Raw genomic sequence first — 14,236 nt, forward strand, 5'->3', positions numbered from 1 at the left:
TTCTGCCGGTGTGCGTCACGCTATAACAGACGCAAACCTTTCAGCGCATGAAGGTCGCCCTGGCTGGCGGCCTTTTTTATTGTCTGTTTACGGCCTTCACGCTGCGCCCTGCGCGCAATCTCGCTCCGCTGGCATCGCATTGCTGGTACTAACCTCTGCCGCCAACTAAAATCATGCAAAAGTCATTGATAACAGGAGCAGGCCATGCGCTGGCAAGGGCGTCGTGAAAGCGACAATGTGGAAGATCGTCGCGGCGATTCGCCGGGTTTTAGTTCTGGCGGACGCCAGATTCGTCTGCCGCGCGGCAAGGGCGGCATTATTCTGCTGATTGTGGTCGCGGTCGCTGGCTATTACGGCTACGACCTCACCGCGCTGCTGGAAGGCGGCGCGCCGGTGTCGCAACAGCAGCAGCGTCAGGTCAATTCGGCGCAGGATAACGAAGCGGCCAAATTCACCTCGGTGATCCTCGCCACCACCGAAGATACCTGGGGCAAACTGTTCCAGCAGATGGGCAAACAATACGCGCCGCCAAAGCTGGTGATGTATCGCGGTGCGACGCGCACTAACTGCGGTACCGGCCAGTCGGCAATGGGGCCGTTCTACTGCCCGGCCGATCAAACGGTGTATATCGATCTCTCCTTCTATGACGACATGAAAACCAAACTCGGAGTCGGAGGGGATTTTGCCCAGGGTTACGTCATCGCCCACGAAGTGGGGCATCACGTGCAGAAACTGCTGGGTATCGAACCGAAAGTGCGCCAGATGCAGCAGGGCGCCACGCAGGCGCAGGTGAACCAGCTGTCGGTGAAGATGGAGCTGCAGGCGGACTGCTTTGCTGGCGTCTGGGGTCACTATATGCAGCAGGAGAACATTCTTGAGGTGGGCGATTTGCAGGAAGCGCTGAACGCCGCCGAGGCGATTGGCGACGATCGTCTGCAGCAGCAAAGTCAGGGGCGCGTAGTGCCGGACAGCTTCACTCACGGCACCTCACAGCAGCGCTACACCTGGTTCAAACGCGGTTTTGATAGCGGCAATCCGGGCCAGTGCAACACCTTCGCCAGTAACTGATGTTGCACGCTGAACTGACGGCAGCGATGCAGCAAGCCGGTATCCGCCGTCTGTGCGTGATTGCCGGTGAGGCTGGCTGGGCGCGCCAGGAAGCGGCCACATGGCAGGCCGCACTGCCAGGTGACTGGTTAACGGTCAGCGACAGCGATGACTTCCCGCAGCGCGTCGCGCCTGCAGCGCTGCGTACCCTGCTGGGCCGGGAATTCCGGCATGCCATTTTTGATGCGCGCCACGGCTTTCACGCGGAAGCGTTCGCTGCGCTGGCCGGGACGCTGCGGGCCGGCAGCTGGCTGCTATTACTGACGCCTGACTGGAACGCCTGGCCGGCACAGCCCGATCGCGACAGCCTGCGCTGGGCCGATGTCGACCAGCCCATCGCCACGCCGCATTTCATCCACCATCTGCAACAGCATATCCTGCAGGATGCGCAGGTGATGCTGCTGCGTCAGCACCAGACGCCACGCCTGCCGGCGGCGCAGCCCTTCGCACCGTGGCAGTGTCGCGCCCCCGAGCAGCAGGCGCAGATTGTCCGCCAGCTGTGCGCCATGCCGCCCGGTGTCGCGGTGATCATCGCCCCGCGCGGTCGCGGCAAATCGGCGCTGGCGGGGATGCTGGCGCGCCAGACGCAAAGCGCGCTGGTGACGGCGCCGGCCAAAGCCGCGACGGAGGTGCTAGCGCAGTTCGCCGCTGAGCAGTTTAGCTTTATGGCGCCGGATGCGATTCTTGCTCAGCCGCAGGAGGCTCAGCCGCTGGCAGAATGGCTGATTGTGGATGAGGCCGCGGCCATTCCCGCGCCGCTGTTACAGCAGCTGGTGCAGCGTTTTCCGCGCGTTCTGCTGACCACCACGGTGCAGGGCTACGAAGGTACCGGGCGCGGTTTCATGCTGCGCTTCTGCGCCACGCTGCCGCAGGTGCGCTATTTCCAGCTGGATGAGCCGCTGCGCTGGTCGGCGCAGGATCCGCTGGAGCAGTGGCTGAGTGCGGCGCTGCTGTTTGCTGAGGCCGAAGCCTGCGACGCACCCGCGCAAACAACGATTTTTGCCGCCACGCCCGCGCAGCACGCCGGCGCCTTACAGGCTGGCTATCGTCTGCTGGCGAGCGCCCACTATCGTACCTCGCCGCTCGACCTGCGACGTATGCTGGATGCACCCGGCATGCATTTCTGGCTGGCCGGGCAGCCGCAGCAGGTCACCGGCGCGCTGTGGCTGGTGGAAGAGGGCGGACTGGATGCTGCGCTGGCGCAGGCGGTGTGGGCCGGCTTACGTCGTCCGCGCGGCAATCTGGTGGCGCAGTCATTAGCGGCACATGCCGGTTTTACTGAAGCGGCGACGTTACGTTCGCTGCGCATCAGCCGCATCGCCGTGCAGGCCGCGCAGCGCCAGCGCGGCATCGGTCGCGCGCTGGTGGCGACGGCGCGGCAGCAGGCACAGGGCGCGGATTATCTGTCGGTGAGCTTTGGCTACACCGCAGCGCTGTGGCAGTTCTGGAACTCCTGCGGCTTTACGCTGGTGCGTATCGGTTCACAGCGCGAAGCCAGCAGCGGTTGCTATGCGGCGATGGCGATTTGTGCGCTGACGCCAGCCGGTGAAGCCCTGCAGCAGCGCGCCGCGCAGCGTCTGGCGCGCGACTGGCCGTGGCTGCAAAAGCTGATCGCGGTGCCGCTGACCCTGTCGTCCACCGACCATCAATCCCTCAGCGCCGACGACTGGCCGCTGCTGGCTGCGTTTGCCTGGGCGCAGCGGCCCTATGAAGCCAGCTATGCGGTGCTGCAGCGGCTGGCGGGTGTCGCATCGCCACCGTTGCTGTGTGCCATACTGCAACAAAAACAAACGCTGAGTGAAGCGGCACGGCTGGCCGGCGTGAGCGGGCGTAAAGCGCTGATGCTCAGGCTGCGCGCGGAGGCGGCTGACGCACTCATCACGCTGGATGCCGCCGCCGCGCAGCACTGGCAGCAGCGCCTCGGCACATTGCAATAAATCCATTATCTCGTTCAAATTTTCCCAATATCACTTTGCCGTCAGCGGCGTATAGTGATTTGAGGAGGACGTTATGGCACTACGATATGTAATTGTTCAGCAACCGGATAACGCCGCGCAGCTGTTTTTGCTGTATCACGGCGTGAACGACAACCCCGATTCGATGGCGCAGATTGGCAGCTGGTTCGCGCAGGCGTTTCCGCAGGCGCAGGTGGTGTCGGTGGGCGCACCTTATCCGGCCAGCGCGCCGCAGGGCCGCCAGTGGTATGCTGAGATACCGGAACACGACCGCTCGCAGCAGCAGGGCGTGGATGCGGTGATGCCGTCCTTTGTCGAGTCGGTGCGTCACTGGCAGCAGCAGAGCGGCGTGCGGCCGGAAGCCACCGCGCTGGTCGGTTTTTCGCAGGGCGGCACCATGGTGCTGGAAGGCGTAAAAGCCCAGCCGGATCTGGCGGGACGCGTGGTGGCCTTTAGCGGCCGCTACGTCACGCTGCCGGAGCAGGCCAGCACGCGCAACACTATCCACCTGATTCACGGCGATTATGACGAGCAGGTGCCGATGCAGCATGCGGAAGCGGCGATGCAGCGCTTAACTGCGCTGGGCGGTGATGTGACGCTGGATATCGTTGACGATCTGCCGCACGCGATTGATGAACGCAGCATGCAGCTGGCGCTGAATCACCTGCGCTACACCGTGCCGCGCCGCTATTTCGATGAGGCGCTGAGCGGGGCGAAGCCGGGCGACGACGATGTGGTGATGATGGTGTGAGACCGGCGCGCCATAAAACAAAGGTCGCCGTGCAGGGCGACCTTATACGCTAAACGATCGGCGGCGACTACTTCTTCTTCGGCCAGTCGTCGTCATCGTCCCACTTATCGTTGAAATCGCGATGCGGTGGCAGATCCGGTTTGTTATCCATATATTTTTTATGATCGATGCGCTTCAGGTCTTTATAGACGTTCATAAGCACGCCCACCATCAGCAGAATCACAATCACCCACCAGTACTCTTTTAACCATTCCATGAGGTTTCTCCTTCAAGGTGCCATCAGGCGATCAGCTGTTCCATAATGCGCTGATACATCCGGCTCAGCAGCTGTAAATCCGAGGCTTTCACGCACTCATTGATCTTATGAATAGTGGCATTCACCGGGCCGAGCTCCACCACCTGTGCGCCCATGCGGGCAATAAAGCGCCCGTCAGAGGTGCCGCCGGTGGTTAACAGCTGCGGCTTGATCTCATTATAGTGCGCCACGGCGTTGACGACGGCATCCACCAGCTTGCCGCGTGAAGTCAGGAATGGCTGACCGGACACATTCCACTCCAGCGTATAGCGCAGCTGGTGGCGATCGAGCAGCGCCGCCACGCGATCTTTGATCATCTGATCGGTCAGTTCGGTGCTGAAGCGGAAGTTAAACTGCACGAAAAACTCGCCGGGAATCACATTGTTACTGCCGGTTCCCGCCTGCACGTTGGCGATCTGCATGCTGGTCGGCGGGAAGAACTCATTGCCCTGATCCCACTCGGTCGCCACCAGCTCGTTGAGCGCCGGCATCGCGCGATGCACCGGGTTATCAGCCAGATGTGGATAAGCCACGTGGCCCTGCACGCCGTGAATGGTCAGATTGGCGGTCATGGAGCCGCGACGACCATTCTTCACCACGTCGCCAACCACTTCGGTGCTCGACGGTTCGCCGACGAGGCAGTAATCCATACGTTCGTTGCGCGCCATCAGGCGCTCAACCACTTTTACCGTACCGTTGACGGCGCTGGCTTCTTCATCGGAAGTGATGAGAAACGCCAGCCGGCCAGCATGATTGGGATGAGCAGCAACGAAGCGCTCGGCTGCCACCACCATCGCCGCCAGCGAGCCTTTCATGTCTGCAGCGCCACGGCCAAACAGCATGCCGTCGCGAATCGAAGGTTCAAACGGCGGGCTGATCCAGCGGTTGGCATCGCCCGGCGGCACCACATCAGTGTGACCGGCAAAGGCCAGCGTTTCGCCCTGGCCGCGCGTGGCCCAGAAGTTAAGCGTATCGCCAATGTGCATCGGCTCGACGTGGAAACCAATCGCCTCCAGGCGCGCAATTAACATGGCCTGGCAACCGGCGTCATCCGGACTAAGCGAGGGGCGACGAATAAGCTGCTGAGCCAGCTCAATGACCGGACAGAACATGTTATGACTTCTCCTGGATAAAGGCGTGATAAACGGGTTCTTTGAAACCCACCAGCAATGTACCGTCTGGCGCCGCCAGCACCGGACGTTTGATCAGCGCCGGGTGCGCCAGCATCAGCGCCGGGTGCGCCAGCATCAGCGCTTTGGCGCTGGCCGCATCGCGGATGGCATCGCGTTCCGCTTCCGGCAACTGACGCCAGGTGGTGCCGCGCGTGTTCAGCAGCACGTTATACCCCAGCTGGTCGATGAAGGATTGCAGCAGCGCCGCATCCAGCCCGTCAGCGCGATAATCATGAAAATGAAAGTCGATGCCGGAAGTGCTCAAATAGTTGCGTGCTTTTTTTATGGTGTCGCAATTCTTAATTCCGTACATCACCCACTGCGCTGTCATCGCGTATTCCCGTCCTGTGTTAAATAAAGCGCGAGTTTACCATAGCGCGCCATGGGCTGTGAGGTCAGACGCGCAGCAGCGCTGTTTTTCATCTCGCCGCGACGCCAATAAACGACGCTAATCAGGGCCAGTAAACGCTTTCACTTACCTGCGAAATTGTCGCCTGCGGCATCATTAGCGATCTAAGAATTATCTTAGGCGGCAAAAACGGGCCTGGCGGATTAAGTCCGCGCTTTTATGAGTCACATTAACAGGTTGCTGAAATGTGCGTCAGTCCGCAGTTTCGGCAAATTCAAGCTTTCTGCGGTAGCTGCCGATAGTGATGAGAGGTGGAAACGTATTCACCTGTAGAAAAAAACGGCGTAAAATCGCCACTACAAGAAGAGAGGGTATTATGGTTGAACACGAACTGGGGAACTGGAAAGAATTTATCGAAGCGATGTTACGTAAGTAATTCGTGAAGAGAAAAGCAGGGCACTTCCCAACTTGCTGTTATTCTTACCGCACACATCAATAAAGCCGCCATTCATCATGGCGGCTTTTTATTTGCCCGGAGTTAGCCTCAGTCGTGCGGCTTTGCCCGCAGCGGGAAGCGGCGGCGCACCAGCACGAAGAACAGCGGCACAAAGAAGATCGCCAGTACCGTGGCGGAGATCATGCCGCCCATCACGCCAGTACCGACCGCATGCTGGCTGCCGGAACCGGCACCGCTGCTGATCGCCATCGGCAGCACGCCGAAAATAAAGGCCAGCGACGTCATCAGAATCGGCCGCAGGCGCTGCCGCGATGCCTCCAGCGTCGACTCCAGCAGTTCACGCCCTTTACTGTTGATCTCATTGGCGAATTCTACGATCAGGATCGCATTCTTCGCCGACAGGCCAATCACCGTCAGCAGGCCGACCTGAAAGTAGACGTCATTCTCCAGTCCGCGCAGCCAGGTGGCGACCAGCGCGCCCACCACGCCCAGCGGCACCACCAGCATCACCGAGAACGGAATCGACCAGCTCTCGTACAGCGCCGCGAGGCACAGGAACACTACCAGCAGCGAAATCGCATACAGCGCCGGCGCCTGCGAGCCGGAGAGACGCTCCTGATAGGAGGCACCGGTCCACTGGAAGCCAACGCCGAGCGGCAGCTGCGCCACCAGTTTCTCCATCTCATCCATCGCCGTGCCGCTGCTGACGCCGTTGGCCGCCTCGCCGACAATCTCCAGCGATGAATAGCCGTTGTAGCGTTCAAGGCGCGGTGAACCGGTCTCCCAGTGGCTGGTGGCGAAAGCGGAGAACGGCACCATGCCGCCACTGTTGTTGCGCACATACCATTTGTTAATGTCGCCTGGCAGCATGCGGAATTCCGGTGCGGCCTGGACGTAGACCTTCTTCACGCGGCCGCGATCGAGAAAATCATTCACGTAGGTTGAGCCCCAGGCGGTGGTCAGGGTGTCGTTGATGGTATCCAGCGACACGCCGAGCGCCTGCGCTTTGCGCTGGTCGACATCAATCTGCAGCTGCGGGCTGTCGTCGAGCCCGTTGTGGCGCACGCGCGACAGCGCCGGATTGTTGTCGGCCAGCGCCAGCAGCCGATCGCGCATCGCCATCAGCTCGGTATGCCCGATGCCGCCGTGATCCTGCAACTCCATATCAAAGCCGGAGGAGCTGCCCATGCCGGTGATTGCCGGTGGACTGCTGGCAATCACGCGTGCCTCTTTGATCTTTTTAAAGGCTGCGGTGGCGCGATCGATGATGGCAAACGAGGTGCGATCGCGACCTGGCCGCTGCTCCCAGTCCTTCAGACGCACAAACAGGCGTGCCACGTTTTGTCCGTTGCCGCCCGGACCAGCACCGATGGTGGAGAATACCGACAGTACATTGTCCTTTTCGGCAGTCAGGTAATAATCCTCAACCTTTGCCACCACCTGCGAGGTTTGCTGCAGCGTCGAGCCCGGCGGCAGCTGTACCTGAGTAAGAAATACGCCGCGATCTTCCAGCGGCAGGAAGGAGGTAGGCAGACGAATAAACAGGAACGCCATCACGCCGATAATCGCCAGGTAAAGCAGCAGCCAGCGGCCGCTCTTCAGCAGAATGCGCGCTACGCCGCGCTCGTAGCGTTCGGCGCTGGCATTGAAGTGACGGTTAAACCAGCCGAAAAAGCCGCGCCGGCCATGGTGCTGGCCCTGCGCCAGCGGTTTGAGCAGCGTGGAGCACAGCGCGGGCGTCAGAATCATCGCCACCAGCACCGACAGCACCATCGCCGAGACAATGGTGATGGAGAACTGGCGATAGATAGCGCCCACGGTGCCGCCAAAGAACGCCATCGGCACAAACACCGCGGACAGCACCAGCGCGATGCCCACCAGCGCGCCCTGAATCTGCCACATCGATTTACGCGTGGCGGCCCGCGGCGATAATCCCTCTTCGCTCATGATGCGCTCGACGTTTTCCACCACCACGATGGCATCATCCACCAGCAGCCCGATGGCCAGCACCATGGCGAACATGGTCAGGGTGTTAATACTGAAGCCGCAGGCGTACAGCACCGCAAAGGTACCGAGCAGCACCACCGGCACAGCAATGGTGGGAATCAGCGTGGCGCGGAAGTTTTGCAGGAACAGGTACATCACCAGAAACACCAGCAGAATCGCTTCCAGCAGGGTTTTCACCACGTCCTTAATGGAGGCTTTGACGAACGGCGTGGTTTCAAACGCCACTTTGGCTTCCAGCCCGTGCGGGAAGTATTGCGCCAGTTCAGCAACACGGGCGCGCACCAGCTTGTCGGTGTTCATCTCGTTAGCGCCGGAGGCCAGCTTGATGCCGAGACCGGATGCGGGCTGGCCGTTATAGCGGCTCAGAAAGTCATACTTTTCGGCGCCCATGGCAATGGTGGCCACGTCGCCGAGCGTCACCACTGAACCGTCGGTGTTGGTTTTCAGCGTAATGGCGCGAAACTGCGCGGGCGTCTGTAGCATCGACTGGGCGTTAACCGTGGCGTTCAGTGCCTGTTTGTCCACCGACGGCAACCCGCCGACCTGGCCGACCGCCACCTGGGTGTTCTGCGATTCGATGGCGCTGACCACATCGTCGGTGGTCAGCGCGTAGTTAATCAGCTTGTTGGGATCGAGCCAGATGCGCATGGCGTATTGCGAACCATAGGCATCGACCTGGCCGACGCCGTCGATGCGGCTGAGCGGATCCTGAATGTTACTGGCAACGTAATCGGCAATATCCTGTTTATCCATGCTGCCGTCGGTGGAGACAAAGGCGATCATCAGAATGTTGCTGTCGCCGGTTTTGTTTACCGTGACGCCCTGCGACTGCACCGCCGCCGGCAGTTTGCGCAGCGCGCTCTGCAGCTGATTCTGTACCTGTTGCCGCGCTTCATCCGGGTTAGTGCCGGCGGTAAAGGTGAGGGTGATCTGCGCCTGGCCAGTGTTGCTGCTGTTCGAGGACATGTACATCAGGTTATCGATCCCCGTCATATTCTGCTCGATAACCTGGGTGACGGTGTTTTCCAGCGTCTGCGCGGATGCGCCGGGATAGTTGGCGGTGATGCGCACGTTAGGCGGCGCGAGATCCGGATACTGTTCCACCGGCAGCGAGATAATGGCCAGCGTGCCACACAGGCACAGCAAAATAGCCAGCACCCAGGCAAAAATGGGGCGGTCGATAAAAAAGTTCGACATGAAACCGACACTCCTCAGCTGCGTACTTTGTACTTGTTATTAGTAAAAGCGTGTCGCACGCTGCGCTTCACGCTGGCGGAGTGCAAGGGCGATCCTCAAAACTCCGGCTGCTGCTTACTGTACGCGGGGCAAATTAGGGAATCGTGGATAAATTATGGAGAAAGTGTAAAAGTCGCAGCAGCTTTATGTGCGCAATCACACATTGCGGCTCTCCAGCCACAGCACCGTCGCCGCAACGCGGGAACGGACGTCGAGCTTACGCAGCAGGTTGCGGATGTGCACCTTTACCGTTTCTTCCGAAATATGCAGCGTGGCGGCAATCTCTTTGTTGGATAAGCCGCGTGCTACTTCCTGCAACACATCCAGTTCGCGCTCGGTCAGCTGTCTGAACGGATTGACGCTGGGCTGGCGGGTCGCCAGATATTCTGCCACCACCTCGCTGAATACGTTCTCGCCCTGTGCGCCGCGCATCACCTGCGCCAGCAGCAGTTCCGGTTCGCTGTCTTTAAGCAGATAGCCATCGGCACCGGCATCCACCATGGCGTAAATATCGCTGCGCGCGTCGGACACTGTCAGTACCAGAATGCGTGCCGCGACGCCCTCGTGGCGCAGCGCTTTCAGCGTATCCAGCCCGGACATGCCCTTCATATTCAGATCGAGCAGAATCACATCCGGTGCCAGACGGCGCGCTTCGGCCAGTGCTTCGGTACCGTTATTCGCCTCAGCCACCACTTCCAGACGCGGTTCCAGCGCCAGCAACTGGCGGATACCGCGACGCATCAGCGGATGATCGTCAACGATCATAATAGACAGGGAAGGATGAGCCATAGGTTCTCCAGAGTTTCAATCCATTTGCTAAGTGTAATGCGTTAAGCCAGCCGGTGCGCGGGGCGGGCGGGAAAACGCAGCGTGACGCAGGTGCCCTGCGCCTGCGGGGTAATCAGTAAGCTGCCGGCGAGACGCGCCGCGCGCTCGGCCATGATGGTCAGCCCGTAGTGGCCCGGCGGCTCTTCTACGCTATTGATACCGCAGCCGTCATCTTCGATGGTCAGCAGGTGCTCATCATCAGCGACACGCTGATAGCGAATCTGAATCTGCTGCGCCTGCGCGTGACGAATTGCGTTGAGCAGCGCCTCGCGTGCAATCTGCAGCACGTGCACCTGCTGCTGGGCATCCAGCGTTTGCAGGCCAGGCTGATAGTCAAAGGTAATCGCCGCCTGCGACTGCTCCTGCAGCGGGGCGATCATCGCCTGCATCGCCTGCACTAAATCGGCCTGTTCAATGCTCAGGCGGAAGGTGGTGAGCAGCTCGCGCAGCTGCTGATACGCCTCGGCCAGCGCGCGATCAAAATCGGCGATGATCGCCTGTGCCTGCGGCTGGCTGCTATCGACATTACGCCGCAGCAGCGTCAGCTGGATGCGCAGAAAAGAGAGCGACTGCGCCAGCGAATCGTGCAGCTCGCGCGCAATGGTGGCGCGCTCTTCAATCAGCAGCATCTGCTGATACTGCTTCTGCGTCTGCCAGATCCACAGCGCACGCGCCAGCATGTTGGCCAGGCTGTGCATCAGCTCATCGGCCGGCGGCGCGCGGCGGGTTTGCCAGCACAGTTCGCCGAGGCGCTGCTCCTCCTGCTGCAGCGGCAGCCGCTGCCAGCTGAGATCGTCGGCGGGCACGCCGGCCTGAAAGGCGATATCTTCGCTGGCGATTTGCAGCACCTCCAGCGCTTCCCGCCGCTGCACCAGCCGCAGCAGGCCCTGAATCAGCTCGGGATTGAGCGGGCTGCCGGTGAGAATCTGCGAGCTTTCATACAGCAGCGACAGCGTGCGGTTGGCCTGAGTTAAATCTTCGGTTTTATTGCGTACCGCGCACTCCAGCAGGCGATAGTGCGAATGCAGCCGCTCCGCCATGGTGGTAAACGCCTGCGCCAGCACGCCCAGTTCGTTGGGCTGATGCACGGAAAGCGGCGGAAAACTGAAGTTGGCCTGCTCGACGTATTGACTGGCGGTGACCAGTGAATCGAGCGGACGCACCACGTTGCGGCGAATAAAGCCAATGCTCCACAGCGCCAGCGCGACAATCGCCAGAAAGCCGAACAGGCTGCTGGCGGCCACCAGATGCATTTTCAGCTCGGCATAGTGCTGCACCGCCAGCACGAAGCGGTCAATCTCACTGACGTAGCCCGCCACGCGCTGCTGGTACACCTGCGCCCGCGCCGGCTGCAGCGTCTCCTGCAGTACCGGCCAGCTGTCGCGCAGATAGCGATAGCGGCTGCTGACCTCAATCGGCACCCACGGACGCTCCAGATGTTGCAGCGCCGGTGACTCCAGCGTCTGCTGATATTGCTGCATATGGTGCGCCAGCTGCTGCGGATCGCGCGTGCTGTCCCACGCCAGCCGGTAGATTTGCATGCGCAGCGAGCCGGCGACATTCACCGCTTCGGCATCGCGCAAACTGCTGGAGAGCGTCATCAGCGCCAGGCCGGTGGTTAACAGCGACAGCAGCACAATCGCGCTGAGCGCGCGGGCAATGGTGCGGGTAACGGGACGTTTCACTATCACAATAATAACCCTTAGAAGAGCGGGGGATTATAAGTCAGCCGCAGCGCGGGCGCGAGCGCGAAATTGACACATCTGGTTACTTTTACCAGAGAAACTCACCGCGGTTTACGTTTCCCTGGATTAACCGCGTTTGGCTGGCGAAATATTGAACGCTTTTACCGCCCGCGCAGCCTGGTTTGCACTGGCTCGCCGATACTATGACGCGTAACCCTTTCCCGCACGACAACAGGAGCACCTCATGAAGACACGTTATGCCGTAATGACTGCTGCACTGCTTGCCAGCGCATCGTTTACTACCTTTGCCGCCTCGCCGTTGAGTGAGGCACAAACCCAGGACCTGCAGAGCAGCGGCACCGTTTCGGTGAGCGGCGTGCGCGGTTCGCTGGATGACGCCACCCGTCAGCTGTCGCAAAAAGCGGAAGAGATGGGCGCCAGCCACTATCGCGTCATTGGCATGCAGAATCCAGGCGATTCCAGCATGTGGAGCGGCAGCGCCGAGATTTACCGTTAATGCCCTTCATTATTCCCCTCTGGTAGTTTTTTCCTGTAGCCACCGATTACCGGCCACCCCACTGGCCGGTTTTTTTGTGCGTCGCGACGGATTATTACAAATCAACCCGTGCAGTCAGCCAGTAAATTTTGCTTCGTTCATGCAGAACGGGTAGGATTCATCGCCGTAATTTCCCGGCTTGCCGCGCGGCATCGTTCCGCCGCTCAAGGGCCGGTTTTACCCCATTTCGCACTGCCCGGCGCAATCGATTGGTTACGCGGTGATTGATGGACAGGACAAACAGGAAAGCTATGAAATCTACTAAAAAAACGCCAGCCGAACAGCGTGCTGCGAGAAGGCGCTGGCTTAACTCTCACGACACGGGTTACCACAAAGCGATGGGTAACCGTCAGGTACAAATGATCGCCATTGGCGGCGCTATCGGTACCGGTCTGTTCCTCGGTGCCGGCGCGCGTCTGCAGATGGCCGGTCCGGCACTGGCACTGGTGTATCTGGTGTGCGGTATCTTCTCCTTCTTTATTCTCCGTGCGTTGGGCGAGCTGGTGTTGCATCGCCCTTCCAGCGGCAGCTTTGTTTCGTACGCGCGTGAATTCCTCGGGGAAAAAGCGTCCTACGTCGCGGGCTGGATGTATTTCGTTAACTGGGCGATGACCGGTATCGTCGATATCACCGCGGTGGCGCTTTACATGCATTACTGGGGCGCGTTTGGTGATGTGCCGCAGTGGGTATTTGCGCTGGGCGCGCTGGCGATTGTCGGCACCATGAACATGATCGGCGTGAAGTGGTTCGCCGAGATGGAATTCTGGTTCGCGCTGGTGAAAGTGCTGGCTATCGTAGTGTTCCTGATTGTCGGCGTGGTGTTCCTCGGCAGCGGTAAACCGCTGGACGGCAACACCACCGGCTTCCATCTGATCACCGACAACGGCGGGCTGTTCCCGCACGGTCTGCTGCCGGCGCTGGTGCTGGTACAGGGCGTGGTGTTTGCCTTCGCCTCGATTGAGCTGGTGGGCACGGCGGCGGGCGAGTGTAAAGACCCGAAAACCATGCTGCCAAAAGCCATCAACAGCGTGATCTGGCGTATCGGCCTGTTCTATGTGGGTTCCGTGGTGCTGCTGGTACTGCTGCTGCCGTGGAACGCCTATCAGGCCGGACAAAGCCCGTTCGTCACCTTCTTCTCCAAACTGGGCGTGCCCTACATTGGTAGCGTGATGAATATCGTGGTGCTGAGCGCGGCGCTGTCGAGCCTGAACTCGGGCCTGTACTCCACCGGACGTATTCTGCGTTCAATGTCGATGGGCGGCTCGGCGCCGCAGTTCATGTCGAAGATGAGTAAGCAGCAGGTGCCGTACGCCGGTATCCTGGTGACCATCGGCGTGTACGTGATCGGCGTGGTGCTCAACTACTACGTTCCGTCGCAGGTGTTTGAGATCGTCCTGAACGTGGCGTCGCTGGGGATTATCTCCTCGTGGGCGTTCATCGTGGTGTGCCAGATGCGTCTGCGCAAAGCCATCAAAGAGGGCAAAGCGGAAGATGTCAGCTTTAAGCTGCCTTGGGCGCCGGTTACCTCGTGGCTGACGCTGCTGTTCCTGGTGAGCGTGCTGGTGCTGATGGCGTTTGACTACCCGAACGGCACTTATACCATTGCTTCAATTCCGCTGATTGCCGTGCTGCTGGTGCTTGGCTGGTTTGGCGTGCGTAAGCGCGTGCAGGCGGAAGCGATGAAAGAGCACGAGCATCATCATGACGATCAGGATGATGCGGCGCCTAAACTGGCGGAAGACAACGCGCGTTAATCGCAGCGATACTCACCTGCGGGGGCCAGTCGGCCCCCGTTTTTATTTCAATTCTCCTTCTCTTGATCCCGCATCGGGAATTAC

At 60.2% G+C, this 14,236-nt stretch carries 12 protein-coding genes; 6 read left to right on the forward strand and 6 right to left on the reverse strand.

All coding sequences use genetic code 11. From position 1 onward, the window contains the following. The first annotated feature begins 204 nt into the window (after window positions 1-204). From F3J36_RS09705 to ypfH, 3 genes are all read left to right on the forward strand, one after another. Window positions 205-1,068, forward strand: coding sequence for a neutral zinc metallopeptidase (locus tag F3J36_RS09705; protein WP_166719587.1), 864 nt, complete (start codon window positions 205-207; stop codon window positions 1,066-1,068). Then, a complete protein-coding gene (locus F3J36_RS09710; protein WP_166719588.1) occupies window positions 1,068-3,044 on the forward strand; it encodes a tRNA(Met) cytidine acetyltransferase TmcA in 1,977 nt (658 codons plus the stop codon). The genes F3J36_RS09705 and F3J36_RS09710 overlap by 1 nt, the downstream gene beginning before the upstream one ends. Before the next feature lie 73 nt (window positions 3,045-3,117). Beyond that, the gene (gene ypfH, locus F3J36_RS09715; RefSeq protein ID WP_021508041.1) at window positions 3,118-3,813 is read left to right on the forward strand and encodes an esterase; all 696 of its coding nucleotides are present in this window, start codon (window positions 3,118-3,120) and stop codon (window positions 3,811-3,813) included. A gap of 67 nt (window positions 3,814-3,880) precedes the next feature. Here ypfH and F3J36_RS09720 read toward each other — a convergent pair whose 3' ends face one another. From F3J36_RS09720 to F3J36_RS09730, 3 genes are read right to left on the reverse strand one after another with little or no spacing between them, the layout of a single operon-like run. Next, window positions 3,881-4,069 carry a YpfN family protein gene (locus F3J36_RS09720; RefSeq protein ID WP_021508042.1) on the reverse strand — a complete coding sequence of 63 codons (189 nt, stop codon included), beginning with the start codon at window positions 4,067-4,069 and terminating at the stop codon, window positions 3,881-3,883. A gap of 23 nt (window positions 4,070-4,092) precedes the next feature. Further along, entirely contained in the window at window positions 4,093-5,220 is a 1,128-nt protein-coding gene (gene dapE, locus F3J36_RS09725; RefSeq protein WP_010617581.1) for a succinyl-diaminopimelate desuccinylase, read from the reverse strand. A gap of 1 nt (window position 5,221) precedes the next feature. Then, window positions 5,222-5,611, reverse strand: coding sequence for an ArsC family reductase (locus F3J36_RS09730; protein ID WP_166719589.1), 390 nt, complete (start codon window positions 5,609-5,611; stop codon window positions 5,222-5,224). A 394-nt stretch (window positions 5,612-6,005) separates the two neighbouring features. Between F3J36_RS09730 and ypfM the strand changes: the two genes are divergently transcribed. Further along, window positions 6,006-6,065 carry a protein YpfM gene (gene ypfM / locus F3J36_RS24365; RefSeq protein WP_104085366.1) on the forward strand — a complete coding sequence of 20 codons (60 nt, stop codon included), beginning with the start codon at window positions 6,006-6,008 and terminating at the stop codon, window positions 6,063-6,065. A gap of 108 nt (window positions 6,066-6,173) precedes the next feature. Here ypfM and acrD read toward each other — a convergent pair whose 3' ends face one another. The 3 genes from acrD to narQ all read right to left on the reverse strand — a co-directional run bounded on the left by acrD (window position 6,174) and on the right by narQ (window position 11,848). Continuing rightward, entirely contained in the window at window positions 6,174-9,290 is a 3,117-nt protein-coding gene (gene acrD / locus F3J36_RS09740; RefSeq protein ID WP_166719590.1) for a multidrug efflux RND transporter permease AcrD, read from the reverse strand. Between the two features lie 195 nt (window positions 9,291-9,485). After that, window positions 9,486-10,118, reverse strand: a complete 633-nt coding sequence (locus tag F3J36_RS09745; RefSeq protein ID WP_031279800.1) for a response regulator — start codon at window positions 10,116-10,118, stop codon at window positions 9,486-9,488. Between the two features lie 41 nt (window positions 10,119-10,159). Then, a complete protein-coding gene (gene narQ, locus F3J36_RS09750; RefSeq protein ID WP_031279801.1) occupies window positions 10,160-11,848 on the reverse strand; it encodes a nitrate/nitrite two-component system sensor histidine kinase NarQ in 1,689 nt (562 codons plus the stop codon). A 238-nt stretch (window positions 11,849-12,086) separates the two neighbouring features. Here narQ and F3J36_RS09755 point away from each other — a divergent pair, with 238 nt between their 5' ends. Then, entirely contained in the window at window positions 12,087-12,359 is a 273-nt protein-coding gene (locus F3J36_RS09755) for a DUF1471 domain-containing protein (protein ID WP_058770823.1), read from the forward strand. Between the two features lie 290 nt (window positions 12,360-12,649). After that, window positions 12,650-14,152: an L-asparagine permease gene (ansP, locus tag F3J36_RS09760; RefSeq protein WP_031279802.1), complete on the forward strand. Its 1,503-nt coding sequence runs from the start codon at window positions 12,650-12,652 to the stop codon at window positions 14,150-14,152. Window positions 14,153-14,236 lie beyond the last annotated feature (84 nt).

Origin of the sequence: Pantoea sp. Cy-640 (assembly GCF_011752635.1) — a bacterium.
Classification (GTDB): Bacteria; Pseudomonadota; Gammaproteobacteria; order Enterobacterales; family Enterobacteriaceae; genus Pantoea; species Pantoea dispersa.